The sequence below is a fragment of the Psychrobacter sp. PSi21 genome (assembly GCF_054960615.1).
Genome location: NZ_JBHNYR010000003.1, coordinates 39,881 through 56,353 on the forward strand (window position 1 = coordinate 39,881; position 16,473 = coordinate 56,353).

The window sequence follows — 16,473 nt, forward strand, 5'->3', positions numbered from 1 at the left end:
ATAATGAAACATCAAAATTAAGGACACTTTATGATTTCAGTAGCTATTGTTGGCGGTACCGGATATACCGGTATTGAGCTTATTCGTCTGCTCTCCTCACACCCTGAGGTATCCATTGACCTGCTGACATCTCGAAGTGAAGCGGGTACCCGCGCTGATGAGATTTTTCCAAGTTTGCGCGGCATCTCTGATATTGTTTTTAGTGACTTGGGCGATGATACCTTAACGGCGCTAAAAGAGCGCGACGTGGTCTTTTTTGCTACGCCGCATGGCGTGGCAATGAAGCAAGCAGAAGCCTTGACGACAGCGGGCGTTAAAGTGATCGATTTGGCAGCAGATTTTCGTTTGCAGTCACTTGCCGAGTTTGAGCAATGGTATCAGCAGCCGCACAGCTGTCCTGAGCTACTCAAAACGGCAGTGTATGGCTTGCCAGAATTGAACCGTACGAAGCTTGCAACAGCAAAAGTCGTGGGCAATCCAGGCTGCTATCCAACCACCGCGATTTTAGGTTTAAAGCCAGTCATTGAGGCGCAAAACGAGCAAGGTGCGCGCCTGATCGACGCACGTATCGTGATCGATGCCAAATCAGGCGTTTCAGGGGCGGGCAGACAAGCCAAGCTGGCACTCAACTACGCAGAGACAACAGACAACTTTGAAGCCTATGGCGTGACGGGTCATCGCCATTTGCCAGAGATTGAACAAGGCGTATCGCAGCTGCTTGAGAGCCAGTTTGATCATCGAATTCGCTTTTTACCACATCTGGTGCCCATGATTCGAGGTATGTTCAGCTCAATTCATTTAGAGCTGACCGACGCGGGCAAGGCGATTGATTGGCAGCAGGTGTTTGAAAGCAGCTACGCGGACGAAGTCTTTATTGATGTGTTGCCACGTGGCATGTATCCAGACACGCGCAGCGTTCGCGCCAGTAACCGTTTGCGTATTGCCGTCTATCAAAATAATGATAGAGACGAGCTGACCGTCTTGGTGGTACAAGATAATTTGGTGAAAGGAGCTGCAGGACAAGCCGTACAAAATATGAATGTTATGCTGGGTCTTGATGAAACCTTGGGCTTAACCTTTGCGCCAATTGTGCCTTAACCTTTTGCGCTTATCGTATGATTGTTACGACAAAAAATGATGGTCAATTTTGCATGGTGTATTTTGTTTGGTATTACAGAATCATTACTACAAAGTCACCATGCTTACAGCGCTGTGCTAGGTATTGATCCTGAATTCCGTTATAATGTGCCGCCTTTCCTGTTAAGAGATATTGCCTAAATGCGTGTTAAGACTGCCCCCCGCTTGTGTTCGCAGCCAGCACGTTTATCGTGTCACGCATCTGCATCCGTATGGTCTGAAGATATGCCTATTGCCAGTACGGTAGTGGGTCGAACAGTGGGCAGATCGCAGCAAGGGGCGGGGAAGCTACTGCTGTTTTTGTTTATTGTTGCCATATCAGTCACTGCGGCCGTCACTTCTGTTTTTGGGCACATGATTGGCTACCAAAGTGGCTATCATAAACTGGAGTCTGAGGCGGCGCTGGCGGCCAATATCAGCAAGCAGGCCAGCAATGAAGTCAAAGACTTACGCCTGAGCAATAAGGTGATGGAAAATCAGGTTGAGACGGCCAAACAAGAGCTTGCGATTAGTCTGGCAAATCTTGATGATACCCAAAAAAGAAACCAAATACTCAAAACAGAAAGTCAACAAGTCTCACAGCTCAATATGTTGTATGGCAAGTTTATCACTGAGCAAGGTGGCATGCCGCTACAGGTGCTTGGTTATAAAATTACCCCATTGCCAGAAAATGCGTTTGAATACGGTTTTGATGTGGCGATGTTGAGCGAAGATGGTCAGGCCAAAAACCTAACGGTCACGTTGACACTGCAAGATGAAGACAACTTTATCTCCGTGCCGCTTGATCCAAAAAGTTATATGATTGAGGGCATCGTGCGTATTCGCGGCCGTTTTGTGATGCCAGCAGACTTCGAGCCTCTACAAGTAAAACTTAGCTTAGAAGCAGGTGATGAGCAAGTTGAGCAGCTTTACGATTGGAGTCTTGGCGATATGGTAGATAATATGCCACTGTCGCTGACAGATTTGCCAGAAGTAGATGAAAGTCCTATCATAACTGACACTGACACTGACACTGACACTGACACTGACACTAAATAACGCATAATGCACTAAACATTCTGTTATCAGCGTATCTGTTCTCACAGTGAGCGCTTGCATAGCAATAGCAAAATTTATTTAATATTTTTCAATATATCTTTATCTAATATATTATATATGGTTATGAAGACGCCTATGTTATCCGTAATGACGCCGACAACTTGTGACTGGCATTTCCCAACTGCGCCAGCAGGCCACCGTGCGCAAGACAATGATACTGATGCTGAGACCACACCCCAAGTAGATGTGATGGTTGCTGAGCCAGAAGTGGCCAAACCTCCGATGTATGCAGTGGTAATGTATAATGACAACTACACGCCGATGGAGTTTGTGGTTCATATTTTGCAATCAGAGTTTCGCCACAACATCGAAAAAGCGGTAGAAATCATGCTGGCCATTCACAACAGTGGCAAAGGCATTGCGGGAATTTATCCAAAAGACATCGCAGAAACCAAAGCAAAAAAAGTAAACAGTCTGGCGCACCGCGAAGGCTATCCGTTATTGACTCAGATTGAGCCGAATCAAGGCGACTGAGTTATCTAGCCGTACATTTTTTGCATCAAATCCAAATTTATTTCATCCTATCCCATTGTTAATCTTGATTTTATTGTTTTATCCTCCATATATTATTGTATGATGGTTTCGGTGTGCTATTGACCTATTGAATCGCTGTTATCATCATAAAATTGTCTGTTTTTTATTCTCTAAGTTCCTTTTCTCTCATTGATTATCCATTTTTTATCGTATTCATTATTCAGCATTTGTTAACCACCCAAAATCTATTTAATTCAGTCAAACCGTTCATCCATCAACATTGTGCATGCTTTGATACATTTTACAACGTGTTAATAGATTGACTATGGGCGATGATCATGTTGATATGAAGAAAAGTGGTTAATAGTAGCTCTCCACTAGTAGTAGCTAGTAGCTATCCGCTGTTTTGTAGAGTAGACACTTGCTGATTAAGCCATCGCTTCCCTTGAACAATTCGTTTGTCGCCCTGATTTACTAAGTAGTGACCCATAATATTATTATATGAAAATAGGTATAACCGTAGGAATCCATTATGTTAAGTCGTCATCTTGAAGTCTCGTTGCGTTTAGCAATGACGCTCGCGCGTCAAAAGTCACATGAGTATCTCACTGTGGAGCACTTGTTATTGGCGCTACTAGAAAACACCCATGCTGCCAATACGTTGACGGCTTGCAATGCTAATATTTCCAGCCTTCGTGCGGAGCTTGAAGCTTATATCAGCAAGCATACGCCAACCATAGAAGAAGACATGGAGCAATCGCCGCAGCCAACACAAAGCTTTGATCGCATTTTGCAGCGTGCCATTTTTCACGTGCAGTCGATTGGCGGCGGCCGCTTGGTCGAAGGCTCAGATATTTTGGTATCGATGTTTTCAGAGCATGACACCTATGCGGTTTATTTGCTTAAAAAACAAGGCATCAGCCGTTTAGAGCTCACGCAGTACCTATCACATGGTCAAGACAAAAATGAACCATCTGAGCCGCGTGCATCCATGACGGGTGAGCGCCGCAGTGCCTCTGAAAAAACCAGCAAAGACCCACTGGTTGAGTTTGCGACCAACTTAAACCAGCGTGCTGCAGAAGGAAAAACCGATCCGCTGATTGGCCGTGGCCCTGAGATTGAGCGTACTGCACAAGTGCTATGCCGCCGCCGTAAAAATAACCCCTTATTGGTGGGTGAGCCAGGTGTTGGTAAAACCTCTATTGCCGAAGGTTTGGCATGGCTGATCATCAACGATAAAGCGCCAAAGCCATTAAGTGGCTGCGTTATCTACAGTCTGGATATTGGTTCGCTAATAGCGGGTACCAAATATCGCGGCGACTTTGAAAAACGCATGAAGTCTTTGTTAGAGGCGCTTAAGAAAAAGCCCAATGCCATTTTGTTTATTGATGAAATTCATATGATTATTGGTGCAGGGTCATCAATGAGCAGCAGTATGGATGTGTCAAACTTGATCAAGCCTGCATTGGCCAATGGTGAGTTGCGCTGCGTGGGCTCAACGACATTTACTGAATATCGCCAAGTGTTTGAAAAAGATCATGCCTTATCGCGCCGTTTCCAAAAAATTGATATTAAAGAACCAAGCATCGATGACAGCATTGATATTTTGCGCGGTCTCAAATCGCGTTATGAGTCTTTCCATAATGTCGAATATACCGACCAAGCCTTGGTAAGTGCTGTGGAGCTGTCGGTGAAGTATGTTCATGAGCGCTTTTTGCCCGACAAAGCCATTGATGTGATTGATGAAGCGGGGGCGTATAAGCGCCTAGGGGTGATTCCTGACGCTGATGACATCAAAGCTGAAGAGAGTTTTATCAAAGATTTGGCACAAGACTTTGATGAAGAAACACTGAGTGGCATTGATGATGATTTTGACGCGCAGGATAACGAGATGGATGCTGCTGCTACGGCAGCAAAAGCAGAAGACACGGCCAAAACGGTCAACGACCTGCCGACTGGTAATAAGAACAAAGCGCCTGTTACCATTGATGTGGGTGATATCGAAGCGATCGTTGCCAAGCTTGCCCGTATTCCGCCCAAAGCGGTCTCAACAGATGATAAGAGCATTCTTGAGCACTTAGACCGTGATTTGAAGCGTTTGGTCTTTGGACAGGACGAGGCCATTGCTACCCTTGCCGATGCGATTAAATTGTCTCGTGCAGGTCTTAAAGCGCCAGAAAAACCAATTGGTTCGTTTATGTTTGCAGGCCCAACAGGGGTGGGTAAAACAGAAGTCTCGCGTCAATTGTCAAACTTATTGGGTGTTGAGTTGGTGCGCTTTGATATGTCAGAGTACATGGAAGCGCATACCGCTTCTCGCTTGATTGGTGCGCCGCCAGGCTATGTGGGTTACGATCAGGGTGGGCTCTTGACTGAAAAAATCAATCAGTATCCGCACTGTGTCCTGCTGCTTGATGAGATTGAAAAAGCCCATCCAGATGTTTTTAATCTATTGTTGCAGGTGATGGATCATGGTACGTTGACGGATAACAATGGCCGCGTTGCCAGCTTTAAGCAAGTAATTCTGATTATGACTACCAACGTCGGTGCGGACAGTATCAGTCGCTCATCGATGGGCTTTACTCAGCAGGATCACAGCCGTGACAATACAGAAGCGCTAAAACGTGTCTTTACTCCTGAGTTTCGCAATCGTTTGGATGCCATTATTCAGTTCAACCCACTAGATACCTCAGTGGTGATCTCAGTGGTTGATAAGTTTTTGGTTGAGTTGCAAGCACAGCTGGATGACAAGCAAGTTACGCTTGAGATTGATGACGATGTGCGTGATTATTTGGCAGAAAAAGGCTATGATCGCTTGATGGGGGCACGGCCAATGCAGCGCTTGATCCAAGATGAGATTAAAAAGCCGCTGGCCAACATGATTTTATTTGGCGATTTGGTCAATGGTGGTGTGGTGCATCTGACGCTAGAGCCAGAATCTACGACTGATGATAGTACTGCGGATACGGAACAAACCGCGCAGCTACCCAGTGATAAGGGGTCAGCCAACAGCCGTATCTTACTTACCGTGGTTGAAACTCACGAGCCGCGCTCCGACTCCGAATCACTCGCCAGCTAATAAAATAGCCTAAGCAGAAAACCTAAACGTATCACAAAACGGCTGCCTATGTAGCCGTTTTTTCATGTCAGTTTTTTCTCTATAGTAGCCAATAGCATTGACAGCGGCTGTTGTCCTGCTATGCTAACGTGGCTTTTGTCAATATCATTATTTTACAGTCAGGGTGTGGTGATCATCTTAAGATAGATTATGTGCAGTTGCACCGATTAAATAATAAATAAAAAGAGGCAATACCCATGCAGTTATTCGACGACCAGTCCGCCGATTCTGAAAAAACCAATGCCGAAAAGCAGGCTATATTAGACAAAGTGCGTTTACCTGAAGATTGGAAAGTAGCATTGGCAGAGGAGCTGACCTCAGAGAACATGGACAAGCTACGTGATTTTTTAAAGCAAGCGTATCAGTCAGGTACGCCAGTATTTCCACCAGCGCCACTGATGTTCAATGCCTTTAATCTAACGCCGTTGTCAGAGGTCAAAGTAGTGATTCTGGGTCAAGATCCTTATCACCGTGCAGGTCAGGCCATGGGACTCTCGTTTTCAGTACCAAAAGCCATCCCAAAGCCGCCTTCATTGAACAACGTGCTTAAAGAAATGGCCAATGATATTGGTACCAGCTATTCTAAGCATGGTGACTTGACCCACTGGGCAAAGCAAGGTGTGTTGTTATTAAATAGCTCTTTAACCGTGAGCGAAGGTGCACCGAACAGCCATCAAAATAAAGGCTGGGAAACGTTTACTGATGCAGTCATTGATGTCATTAATGAGCAAACCGAACACACCGTATTTATCTTGTGGGGCAGCAAAGCGCAGCAAAAAGGTAAGTATATTGACACCGATAAGCATTTGATCTTAACAGCGGTTCATCCTTCACCATTAGCAGCCAATCGAGGCGGTTTTTTTGGTACAAAGCCATTTTCCAAAACCAATGACTATTTGCGTCAGCACGGCCGCACGCCGATCGACTGGCAGCTACCGCAATAAATAACGATAAAAACAGATGACACTCTATTCAATAAATCCTCTGTACCCACCTGCTAGCCACCGTGATTTGACCATGTGTCGGTTTTGGTTGTTGTCTGATGTGGCATGGATGCAGCACGCTTTGGTGGTGGCTAAGCAGGGCGGCGCGCGGGGGGAGGTGCCTGTGGGTGCCATTTTAGTACACGAAGGCGTCATCATCGGGCAGGGATTTAATGAACCGATTGGCCGTCATGATGCCACGGCACATGCCGAAATCGTTGCGCTGCGGCATGCTTGTGAGCATTTGCGCAACTATCGTCTGCCGCAGGACACGACTTTATATGTCACCTTAGAGCCCTGTACCATGTGTATTGGCGCGCTGATTCATGCGCGTGTTGCCAGAGTGGTTTACGCTGCCTCTGAGCCACGAGCAGGGATGGCAGGTAGCCAAATGGATTTGCCAGCTTGTGATTTTTATAACCATCGTATTCACGTACAACAAGGGTTATGTGCTGATGCCAGTAGTGCTATGCTGAAGCATTTTTTTCGTGCGCGTCGTCAAGCGCTCAAGCAAGCAAAACGCGATGGTTGCACCTCACCGTCGTAGCATAGGCCGCTTTGGTCGTCATGATAAATTAAGTAGCGATATGCCCTAGTGGTATCAACGTTTTTTTGCTATAATATCGCGCTGTTTGGCTGGTTATGTATCAGTTAAATCATTACGATACCCATAAGACGCTGCTATGACTTCAACTGATCTACAGTCTGAGACCGATACTTCGATACCAGCTATCACTTATCCTGTCATTTGTATTGATGGCCCAAGTGGTGCAGGCAAAGGCACGGTTTCATGGCGCTTGGCGCAAGCGCTGGGCTATCAGTTGTTGGATTCAGGAGCGCTGTACCGTATTGTTGGCCTAAAAGCTTTTGAAGCAAAACTGATTAGTACTGACACCCAGCAGCGTCTCGATGAGACTGCATTACTCGCATTAACGCAAGGGCTACAGATTACTTTTGAGCCGAACAATGATTCAGGTCGTGTGGACATCATTGTTAATGGGCAGGCAGTGGGTGAGCAGGTACGTAACGAAACGGTTGGCGGTTATGCGTCGCAAATCGCCGTATTTCCGAGTATTCGCCAAGCACTGTTGCAACTACAACAAGATATGGCGAAGCGCTCAGGATTGGTCGCTGACGGGCGCGATATGGGAACGGTAGTGTTTCCACAGGCTGATATTAAAGTATTTTTGACTGCCAGTGCTGAGGCGCGTGCCAAACGCCGCGTGGCTCAATTGATGGCTGCTGGCAAAGACGCAGACTTTGATAGTATTTTGAGTACCATCAAAGCCCGTGATGAGCGAGATGAAAACCGCGCGACTGCGCCATCAAAACCTGCTACTGATGCGCTACTTATTGATAGCTCAGCGCTAGATGCTGATGCGGTATATGCGCAAATAAAAGCCCATTGCCAAGCTAAAGGCATTTGTTTTTAATCATCGGTGGTAGACAGGTGACATGACAGGTCATAAAAAAATACCCGAAGACATCATTTTTAGTATAAAATTGTAATGATTATAATGACATAGGTGGAAAGAAAGCCACTCTGTCCCCATAAAGACCATTGTTGTCAATGAATCAGTATCATAATATTTGTTAACAACCATCGTTTTTTTATATGGCATATAAGATATAAAACCAGTATCTCGTTTTATATGACCATGAATTTGATCCGTACTGTGCTGGACAGGATGCGGCTATACAAAGGTAGACATAATGGAATCATTTGCTGAACTATTTGAAGCGAGTATTGAAGAACAGGGTCTGGATATCGAGCGTGGCTCGGTCATCACAGGTGCTGTTGTGGCCATCGATAGCGACTGGATCACAGTAGACACTGGTCTGAAATCTGAAGGCATCGTTGCTCGTGAAGAGTTTTTGAGTGACGAAGGCGAGCTTGAAGTAGAAGTTGGCGATAGTGTTGACGTTGTGGTAGAAGCGGTTGATAACGGTATGGGTCAAACCCTACTGTCACGCGAAAAAGCCAAACGCGTTGAGACGTGGAATGTCCTTGAAAAAATCTATGACAACGATGAGATTGTAAAAGGTATCATTTCTAGCAAAGTAAAAGGTGGCTTTACGGTAGACGTGGGTTCAGTACGTGCGTTCTTGCCAGGTTCATTGGTAGATGTTCGTCCTATCCGTGATACCACACACCTAGAAGGCAAAGAGCTAGAGTTTAAAGTGATCAAGCTTGACCAAAAACGTAACAACGTTGTGGTTAGCCGCCGCGCAGTTATGGAAGCTGAAAACTCAGCAGAGCGTGAAGAGCTATTGAACAAGCTTGAAGAAGGTATCGAGATCGAAGGTATCGTTAAGAACCTAACTGATTACGGTGCGTTCGTTGATCTAGGCGGTATCGATGGTCTATTGCACATCACTGATATGGCATGGCGCCGTATCAAGCACCCATCAGAAGTTGTTGAAGTGGGTCAAGACCTTAAAGTTAAAGTACTTAAGTTTGACCGTGAGCGCAACCGCGTGAGCCTAGGTCTAAAACAACTAGGTACTGATCCTTGGGATAATGTTGGCGCTACTTACCCAGTAGGCAGCATCGTTAAAGCACGTGTAACCAATTTGACTGATTATGGTTGTTTTGCTGAAATTTCTGAAGGTATCGAAGGTTTGGTACACGTATCAGAAATGGATCACACTAATAAAAACATCCATCCATCAAAAGTGGTTCAAGTTGGTGATGATGTTGACGTGATGATTCTTGATATCGACGAAGAGCGTCGTCGTATCAGCTTAGGTATCAAGCAAACCCTTGCTAATCCATGGGAAGAGTTTGATAAGAAACACGAGCGCGGTGATAAAATCACTGGCACCATTAAGTCAATTACTGACTTTGGTATCTTTATCGGTCTAGACGGCGGTATTGATGGCTTGGTTCACCTATCAGACATTTCTTGGAACGAGACTGGCGAAGATGCTATCCGTAACTACAACAAAGGCGACACCGTAGAAGCAATGGTACTGTCTGTAGATGCAGAAGCAAACCGTATTAGCTTGGGCGTGAAGCAACTAAGCTCTGATCCATTCAACGAGTACTTGGTTGGTAACGACCGCGGTGCTATCGTAAATGGTAAAGTGAAAGAAGTTGACGCTAAAGGTGCAGTGATCGAGCTTGCTGACGATGTTGAAGGTTACCTACGTGCCTCTGAGATCCAACGTGACCGCGTTGAAGATGCTACTAAGCATCTAAATGTTGGTGATAATGTTGAAGCCAAAATCATCAGTGTTGATCGCAAATCACGTAACCTAAGCTTATCTATCAAAGCAAAAGATGAAGCCGAAGAGCGTCAAGCAATCAAAGAGCTAGGCAGCAACGCGCCACAAGCTACTGAAGCTCAGCCAAAAACCATTGGTGACTTGATCAAAGAGCAGATGCAGTAATCATGTGCTGAATAGTCTTTACAATAGTTATGATAAAAAAAGCGACTTCGGTCGCTTTTTTTACGACTTTGTTTTTTTATTGGGTATTAATAACTACTAAAACTAGAGTTTGATGATAAATAAGCACACAGCCATTCCTATTTGCAGTGATTTCCGCTATCATTTGCAATGTTGAGTAACGAAATGTAATCTTCTACTAAGTGCTTGAAACCTCATAAACTTTTTGCTGACAAAGTCTATTATTGTTGGCTTTAAGCGGTAATATAAAGGGGTAACTGCGACGTAATACACTGGTGATGTGAGAGCCGTAGCTATTTTTACCGTAATGATCTATGGTGAACTCAAAACGGGCTCATAGTCACTCATACGCAGTTATGACAATCATCAATTGATAAGGCAAGCGTAATAATGCAACAAGCGATTAATAAGTCTGATTTTATTAACAATTTGAGCGCCAACTGTGACACCATCACTGATATGATTGTGGATGATGCAGTACGCGAAATATTAAACCTCATGGTGGACACGTTGGCCAATGACGGCCGCGTAGAAGTCCGTGGCTTTGGTAGCTTTTGTTTGCACCATCGCCGTGCCCGTATGGGGCGCAACCCAAAAACAGGTGATAGCGTGCCTGTGCCTGCTAAGGCCATTCCCCACTTTAAGCCAGGTAAAGCACTGCGTGAAGCGGTCAATGCCAAAGCAGGATCATAATTATAGACAGATACCTGTGCCACCTATAGCGCTGTATCTTTAGATTTGCATCATTTTTACTATCAACAAAGGCAGATGCACATGCGCTTTTTACTATTTGCGTTACTTTTTCTAAGCTTCGCTTATGCCCTTGGACTGGTACTGGTCAACAATACTGAGATTGGCGTCAATCTCTTGTTTTCACAAGCGCCAACGATGAATCTGGGGCTGCTGCTGATTTTGTGCCTAATGCTGGGTATCATCATTGGTATTTTACTGGCGTTATTGATCTTTAGAGTGCTGCAAAATAAGTGGGAAATATCGCGCCTGCAAAAGCTGAATAAAAACCTGCAAGACCAACTTGATCAAGCGCACATTGTGATTGATCGTCAAGCCCAAGAAGCAGCAGTACCAACGGTTGATAAGTTAACGAGCGATCATGCCCATGCCAGTACTGTAGAAGCGATGCCCGTACTGACAAAGCGTAAGCGTGATTAGTTGCCCAACCACGGCCAAATGGGTGTTCTACTTCAAAAACATATAGTGACAATTTTATGACTCATACCACCACTTCACCTGTTATTGTCGCGCTAGACACGACAACCATGAACGATGCGCTAACGCTTGCAGATCAATTGGATCCAGCACTATGCCGCCTTAAAGTCGGCAAAGAGTTGTTTACCCGCTGTGGTCCTGCTATTGTCGAAGCATTGCAGCAACGTCAATTCGATGTGTTTTTAGATTTAAAGTTTCATGATATTCCCAATACAACCGCGCAAGCGGTGCTGGCAGCAGCTGATCTGGGTGTATGGATGGTTAATGTCCATGCCAGTGCTGGTAGTGAGGCCATGTCTTTGGCCAAACAGCGTCTTTTAGATAATAATCATGACACTTTATTGATTGCGGTGACGGTCTTGACCTCGATGAGTGAAGAGGTATTGTCAGACATTGGAGTTGCAGGATCGCTAGATGCGCAAGTAAGCCGTCTAGCGCAGTTGACCAAAGCGTCAGGGTTGGACGGGGTAGTGTGCTCAGCTCGTGAAGCGAAGGTATTAAAGACATTATGTGGTCAAGATTTCAAACTGATAACGCCTGGGATTCGTTTACCAGAGGACAGTGCTGATGACCAAAAACGTATTTGCACCCCAAAGCAGGCGCTAACAGATGGCGCGGATTATCTGGTGATTGGACGCTCGATTACTCAAGCTGACCAGCCAACGGCCAAACTGCAAAAAATCTTGCAAGGGATTTGATAGGGCAATTATCAATAATGTTGCCTCGCAGTCGCTCTATCAAAAAGACAACCAAAGTGTTGTCTTTTTACTTTTTGGTGTATGGATAATAGATGCTACACTAGGGCGTGTCCCTGATTTAAACGTTTATCACTATTTTTAGAATAGGAACACGCCCTAGATATTCTTTTTGATTGGTTTTTTATAAGTACTGGATAGTATGAAATTACAAATTTTGAGCGACTTACATATCGACAGCTATACCAGACAATCGCATCCTGAAGGTCATATTCCAAAAACGGATGCTGACATTGTGCTGGTGGCAGGCGATACAGGCAACAGCGCAAGTGGTATGCCATGGTTGAAGGCGCAAGCGGCACGTTTACAGGTGCCTGTGATAACGATTGCGGGTAACCATGAGTATTTTGGTGAAGATGTTTTAACCTTTGATAGACGGCTTGCTACTTGGGATAATTATGATGCTAAGTCTCAGCAAGGCGTGCGAGTGCTTCAATGTCAATATGTGGACATTGGTGACGTGCGTATTTTGGGATGTACGCTTTGGACCGATTATCAATATCAGGCCACGGACGAGACGATGGCATTGGCACAAAATTTTATGCGCGATTATCAGCAAATTTATGCAGGCGATCAGGCATTTTCGCCCACATTATCTATAGAGCTGCATGAGCAGCAGCGCCGCTGGCTCAAAGCCGCATTGATAGAGGCCAAAGCGAGCCATAAAAAAGTGGTGGTGATGACCCATCATAGTATCAGTCCACGTTCAGTATCCGAAAAATATGCCGAGCTGCCCAGCAATGCTGCGTTTGTTAGCGATTTATCGGCGTGGATGCACGAGCCGTGGGCACCGACGCTGTGGGTACACGGCCATACCCATGAGGCTTTTGACTATTATGTTGGAGATACTCATGTGGTGGTCAATCCTCGTGCTTATCCTAAAGAGATCAGCAGCACTGATTTACAGTTTTGCTGGGATAAGGTAGTGGACATTGGCTGATGATACCATCCTTATTTGGACAGTATCAGACCATTTTATTCACTCACTACCAAAAATTTGCTAGGCTAATGATTATGAGTAATGTATCCGATACGGCCCATTCAAAGCAGCATACCGAGAAGTCCATGCGCCATATTAATAGTGCACCAGCGCCCGCTCACTTGCCTGAGAGCATGATTGCCTCAATCAGATTGCTACCGGAAAATAAACGGCTGATTTTATTTACCAGGCACTCGCTACGTGAGCGCTCTGATGGTAACGGCTTTGCCAGTTATCAGTTACCACTGACACCAAAGGGACGTGTATTGGCGAAATCTTGGGGTCGCTGGTTGCATGAGCATTTGCCATATTCACTTGATGTAGACAGCATCTCAAGTCCGATTGGTCGCTGTGTGGATACAGCTCAGCTGATGCAAGAGGGCGCAGGTTTGCAGCGAGAGATTACGCATCAATCGCTTTTGGTTGAGCCAGGGAGTTTGGTAACAGAACCTGAGATTGCAGGCGAGATATTCAAAGAAATCGGCGTGCTAAACTTTATCAATCGCTTTTTGCAAGGCAATCTTGAAGGCACCAAAAATGCCCATCAAGGCGGCTTGGATATTTTGTCTCTTTTTTATCAACACCAGCCGCAAGCAGGTCATCTGATGCTTGCGGTGAGTCATGATACGCTGCTATCTGCTTTTTTGGCGGTGATGTTTGATGTGGCCGAGATCGACTGGAACGACTGGCCAAAAATGATGGAAGGGGTCTTTTTGTGGTTTGATGATCTGCCATTTGATCAAGCCAAGGCGCATTTTATTTGGCGCGGCGAGATGTATACTCGTCCTGTCCGTACGCTACTAGAAGAGTATGTGTCATCGGGATTTCATCCAAATGAGCTGCTATTGCCACCAGATGTGACGTGGCGTTAGAAGCTTGTTAACAGATCTATAAATAAACATCAGGCATAAAAAAAACCTTGTCACAAGGACAAGGTTTTTATCGTTATACTGGCTAAGACTGCGATATTTTTACTAAAATGATTTTAAATAATATTATCGAAGTCACCAATCTAACTGAGTGCTAGCAAAGCAACCATTAAGCTTGTAAGCCTTTGATTGCTTTGTTTAGGCGGCTTTTGCGACGAGCAGCTTTATTCTTGTGAATAATGCCTTTGTCAGCCATACGGTCAATAACAGGTACCGCTCTTTGGTATGCTTCAGTGGCAGCAGCATAATCTTTAGATTCGATAGCCGCATCAACACGCTTTAGGTAAGTGCGAACCATAGAGCGTTGTGATGCAGAGTTCTGACGACGTTTGGTGTTTTGACGGGCGCGTTTACGAGCTTGTGCAGTATTAGCCACGCGTATCTCCTTTATAAAAGACAGATAAAAATATCAATGTCGATTGCAATAATGTGTTTAACAATCACCAGTGACGAGCAGCCGTCTCGTCAAATATGATGTCGATGGATATCATCAGGAACGTCGCGGTGGTTTGGAATAATTAAACAACCGCGCCGTGTAAAGCCAGCTATCTTAGCAAATTATTGTACCTAGAACAATATATTTGCGCGTCTATCGTCAAAGAAGTTGCGAAAAGGCTGCGCCTGCTACGGATAAATGGTCGTACCGTACACCTATGACAAAATCGCTTACAATTAAGCATGGATAATTGCTCAGGTTATAGGGTAACTTAGGTGGGATACTGGGTTATGATACCAGCGCGGTGCGATCAAAACAGAAGTGGATGCATGAGTGCACGAAGATCATAAACTTTACAACGATGGAAAATGGATAGGGTATGCAGCAAAAAGCGATTGTGATTGGTGCGACAGGACTGGTAGGTCAACATCTTATCAAGCAGTTGAGCGAGCTATACGACACGTTGATTGTGATTGCTCGTCGCCCGCCACGTTATATCAATGCCAGCATGCGCTTTTATCAAGTAGCAGACTTTGAGAACTTGGGCGAGGTTTTTAGCAGTGTGGGCGCGGACAAAAACACAGATGCGTTTAGTTGCCTTGGAACAACCAAGAAGCAAGCAGGCAGCGATGAGGCTTTTCGCCGTGTTGATCATGATTTTAATGTCAACTTTGCCACGCTTTGCCGCGAAAAAGGGGTGGAGAACTTTTTTTTACTGTCGTCTACGAATGCTGATAGCACCAGTCGCTTTTTATACAATCGGATCAAAGCAGAAACAGAGCAATCGATTATGGCGCTAGGCTTTAATCAGTTGGTGATTTTTCGTCCTTCATTGTTGCTGGGTAAGCATAAAGGCCGGCCGCTTGAGAGTATCAGTCAAAAGGCGTTTCAATTGGTGTCCCCGCTGTTATCAGAATCATTGCCACTTCATCCCATTTCTGCTAAGCGGGTAGCCATTGCGATGGCGATGACTGCACATGACTTGTATGAGCGCAATAAATACCGCCAAAAGGCATTGCCAGCACATAGCTATGTCATTGAGAATAAGCAAATGCTGTCGATGACCAGAGTAAAGTCATAGCGGAAAAATATCTCAATTAATATTATTAATCAGTACGACACAATATGAAAGGTTAGTTATCAAATCCTTAAGGATGATTCATTTTATAAGCAAGGAGCTTAGCGTTATGTCAGATAACCACAATACTCAAGACAACTTTATCACTTGTGATTTACTCGATGCTCATCCTGAGGCGCAGGTCTGTTTGCCTAATATCGAGGGCAAGTTTTTTCAGAGCTTTGGCGGCAAAGATCGCTTTTGCGGTGAAATTGTGACGGTCAAGTGCTTTGAAGACAATAGCCGTGTCAAATCGCTGCTAAACAGTGATGGTAAAGACCAGTATGGTCAGGGTAAGGTGCTCGTCGTCGATGGTGGTGGCTCGATGCGCTGCGCGCTCTTAGGCGATATGATTGCTCAGTCAGCAATAGATAATAACTGGGCGGGAGTGGTGATCTATGGTTGTGTGCGTGACGTGGACGACTTGGCGACCATGAGTCTTGGGGTCAAAGCGCTTGGCTGCATCCCGCGCAAATCAACCCGACGTGATGAAGGTCAGACTGATATTGAGGTGCGCTTTGGTGACATGGTTTTATATTCTGGCATGTTTCTTTATGCTGATAATAATGGCATTATCGCCAGTCAGACATCACTGTTGGATTAATGAACCAATACGATGAGCTCAGATAGGCCAGCTTAGCTATCATTTGCCCAGCCATGATGCTGGGTTTTTCGATGATAGGCTTGCTTGTTTTGATATGGTTTTTTTAAACATTTATTTAATACTGTGGGTGACAAACCGTTACGGCATAAATTTTGGTCAATGCTAAAAATGTTCGTATAATGGTGCTCCGACTTTTAACTTTGAC

Annotated in this window: 16 protein-coding genes; 15 read left to right on the forward strand and 1 reads right to left on the reverse strand. The window is 45.1% G+C overall.

Features of this window, described 5'->3' with window-relative positions:
- The first annotated feature begins 30 nt into the window (after window positions 1-30).
- The 13 genes from argC to ACFI32_RS03055 all read left to right on the forward strand — a co-directional run bounded on the left by argC (window position 31) and on the right by ACFI32_RS03055 (window position 14,054).
- Window positions 31-1,098, forward strand: a complete 1,068-nt coding sequence (gene argC, locus ACFI32_RS02995; RefSeq protein WP_462625020.1) for an N-acetyl-gamma-glutamyl-phosphate reductase — start codon at window positions 31-33, stop codon at window positions 1,096-1,098.
- Between the two features lie 264 nt (window positions 1,099-1,362).
- Entirely contained in the window at window positions 1,363-2,175 is an 813-nt protein-coding gene (locus ACFI32_RS03000) for a hypothetical protein (protein ID WP_462625021.1), read from the forward strand.
- A gap of 135 nt (window positions 2,176-2,310) precedes the next feature.
- Window positions 2,311-2,709, forward strand: a complete 399-nt coding sequence (locus ACFI32_RS03005) for an ATP-dependent Clp protease adaptor ClpS (protein WP_462625022.1) — start codon at window positions 2,311-2,313, stop codon at window positions 2,707-2,709.
- Between the two features lie 532 nt (window positions 2,710-3,241).
- Window positions 3,242-5,788, forward strand: a complete 2,547-nt coding sequence (gene clpA / locus ACFI32_RS03010; protein ID WP_462625023.1) for an ATP-dependent Clp protease ATP-binding subunit ClpA — start codon at window positions 3,242-3,244, stop codon at window positions 5,786-5,788.
- 236 nt (window positions 5,789-6,024) lie between these two features.
- Window positions 6,025-6,771 (forward strand): uracil-DNA glycosylase, encoded by a 747-nt coding sequence (locus tag ACFI32_RS03015; protein WP_462625024.1) that lies wholly within the window; start codon window positions 6,025-6,027, stop codon window positions 6,769-6,771.
- 16 nt (window positions 6,772-6,787) lie between these two features.
- Complete coding sequence (gene tadA / locus ACFI32_RS03020; RefSeq protein WP_462625025.1) at window positions 6,788-7,357, forward strand: tRNA adenosine(34) deaminase TadA; 570 nt, start codon at window positions 6,788-6,790, stop codon at window positions 7,355-7,357.
- Window positions 7,358-7,493: 136 nt separating this feature from the next.
- On the forward strand, window positions 7,494-8,243 hold the full coding sequence (cmk, locus tag ACFI32_RS03025) for a (d)CMP kinase (protein ID WP_462625026.1): 750 nt from the start codon (window positions 7,494-7,496) through the stop codon (window positions 8,241-8,243).
- A 280-nt stretch (window positions 8,244-8,523) separates the two neighbouring features.
- A complete protein-coding gene (gene rpsA / locus ACFI32_RS03030) occupies window positions 8,524-10,203 on the forward strand; it encodes a 30S ribosomal protein S1 (RefSeq protein WP_462625027.1) in 1,680 nt (559 codons plus the stop codon).
- 408 nt (window positions 10,204-10,611) lie between these two features.
- The gene (locus tag ACFI32_RS03035) at window positions 10,612-10,914 is read left to right on the forward strand and encodes an integration host factor subunit beta (RefSeq protein WP_462625028.1); all 303 of its coding nucleotides are present in this window, start codon (window positions 10,612-10,614) and stop codon (window positions 10,912-10,914) included.
- A gap of 81 nt (window positions 10,915-10,995) precedes the next feature.
- Entirely contained in the window at window positions 10,996-11,391 is a 396-nt protein-coding gene (locus ACFI32_RS03040) for a lipopolysaccharide assembly protein LapA domain-containing protein (protein WP_462625029.1), read from the forward strand.
- A 56-nt stretch (window positions 11,392-11,447) separates the two neighbouring features.
- On the forward strand, window positions 11,448-12,146 hold the full coding sequence (gene pyrF / locus ACFI32_RS03045) for an orotidine-5'-phosphate decarboxylase (RefSeq protein ID WP_462625030.1): 699 nt from the start codon (window positions 11,448-11,450) through the stop codon (window positions 12,144-12,146).
- A gap of 199 nt (window positions 12,147-12,345) precedes the next feature.
- Window positions 12,346-13,143 (forward strand): metallophosphoesterase, encoded by a 798-nt coding sequence (locus ACFI32_RS03050; RefSeq protein ID WP_462625031.1) that lies wholly within the window; start codon window positions 12,346-12,348, stop codon window positions 13,141-13,143.
- A gap of 74 nt (window positions 13,144-13,217) precedes the next feature.
- A complete protein-coding gene (locus ACFI32_RS03055; protein ID WP_462625032.1) occupies window positions 13,218-14,054 on the forward strand; it encodes a histidine phosphatase family protein in 837 nt (278 codons plus the stop codon).
- A 166-nt stretch (window positions 14,055-14,220) separates the two neighbouring features.
- Here ACFI32_RS03055 and rpsT read toward each other — a convergent pair whose 3' ends face one another.
- Window positions 14,221-14,487 carry a 30S ribosomal protein S20 gene (gene rpsT, locus ACFI32_RS03060; protein ID WP_462625033.1) on the reverse strand — a complete coding sequence of 89 codons (267 nt, stop codon included), beginning with the start codon at window positions 14,485-14,487 and terminating at the stop codon, window positions 14,221-14,223.
- A gap of 439 nt (window positions 14,488-14,926) precedes the next feature.
- Here rpsT and ACFI32_RS03065 point away from each other — a divergent pair, with 439 nt between their 5' ends.
- The gene (locus ACFI32_RS03065; RefSeq protein WP_462625034.1) at window positions 14,927-15,628 is read left to right on the forward strand and encodes an NAD-dependent epimerase/dehydratase family protein; all 702 of its coding nucleotides are present in this window, start codon (window positions 14,927-14,929) and stop codon (window positions 15,626-15,628) included.
- A gap of 106 nt (window positions 15,629-15,734) precedes the next feature.
- The gene (gene rraA, locus ACFI32_RS03070) at window positions 15,735-16,268 is read left to right on the forward strand and encodes a ribonuclease E activity regulator RraA (protein WP_462625035.1); all 534 of its coding nucleotides are present in this window, start codon (window positions 15,735-15,737) and stop codon (window positions 16,266-16,268) included.
- Window positions 16,269-16,473 lie beyond the last annotated feature (205 nt).

Coding starts and splice junctions, on each gene's coding strand:
- argC (WP_462625020.1), top strand. CDS start 31: ATGATTTCAGTAGCTATTGTTGGCGGTACCGGATATACCGGTATTGAG.
- ACFI32_RS03000 (WP_462625021.1), top strand. CDS start 1,363: ATGCCTATTGCCAGTACGGTAGTGGGTCGAACAGTGGGCAGATCGCAG.
- ACFI32_RS03005 (WP_462625022.1), top strand. CDS start 2,311: ATGTTATCCGTAATGACGCCGACAACTTGTGACTGGCATTTCCCAACT.
- clpA (WP_462625023.1), top strand. CDS start 3,242: ATGTTAAGTCGTCATCTTGAAGTCTCGTTGCGTTTAGCAATGACGCTC.
- ACFI32_RS03015 (WP_462625024.1), top strand. CDS start 6,025: ATGCAGTTATTCGACGACCAGTCCGCCGATTCTGAAAAAACCAATGCC.
- tadA (WP_462625025.1), top strand. CDS start 6,788: ATGACACTCTATTCAATAAATCCTCTGTACCCACCTGCTAGCCACCGT.
- cmk (WP_462625026.1), top strand. CDS start 7,494: ATGACTTCAACTGATCTACAGTCTGAGACCGATACTTCGATACCAGCT.
- rpsA (WP_462625027.1), top strand. CDS start 8,524: ATGGAATCATTTGCTGAACTATTTGAAGCGAGTATTGAAGAACAGGGT.
- ACFI32_RS03035 (WP_462625028.1), top strand. CDS start 10,612: ATGCAACAAGCGATTAATAAGTCTGATTTTATTAACAATTTGAGCGCC.
- ACFI32_RS03040 (WP_462625029.1), top strand. CDS start 10,996: ATGCGCTTTTTACTATTTGCGTTACTTTTTCTAAGCTTCGCTTATGCC.
- pyrF (WP_462625030.1), top strand. CDS start 11,448: ATGACTCATACCACCACTTCACCTGTTATTGTCGCGCTAGACACGACA.
- ACFI32_RS03050 (WP_462625031.1), top strand. CDS start 12,346: ATGAAATTACAAATTTTGAGCGACTTACATATCGACAGCTATACCAGA.
- ACFI32_RS03055 (WP_462625032.1), top strand. CDS start 13,218: ATGAGTAATGTATCCGATACGGCCCATTCAAAGCAGCATACCGAGAAG.
- ACFI32_RS03065 (WP_462625034.1), top strand. CDS start 14,927: ATGCAGCAAAAAGCGATTGTGATTGGTGCGACAGGACTGGTAGGTCAA.
- rraA (WP_462625035.1), top strand. CDS start 15,735: ATGTCAGATAACCACAATACTCAAGACAACTTTATCACTTGTGATTTA.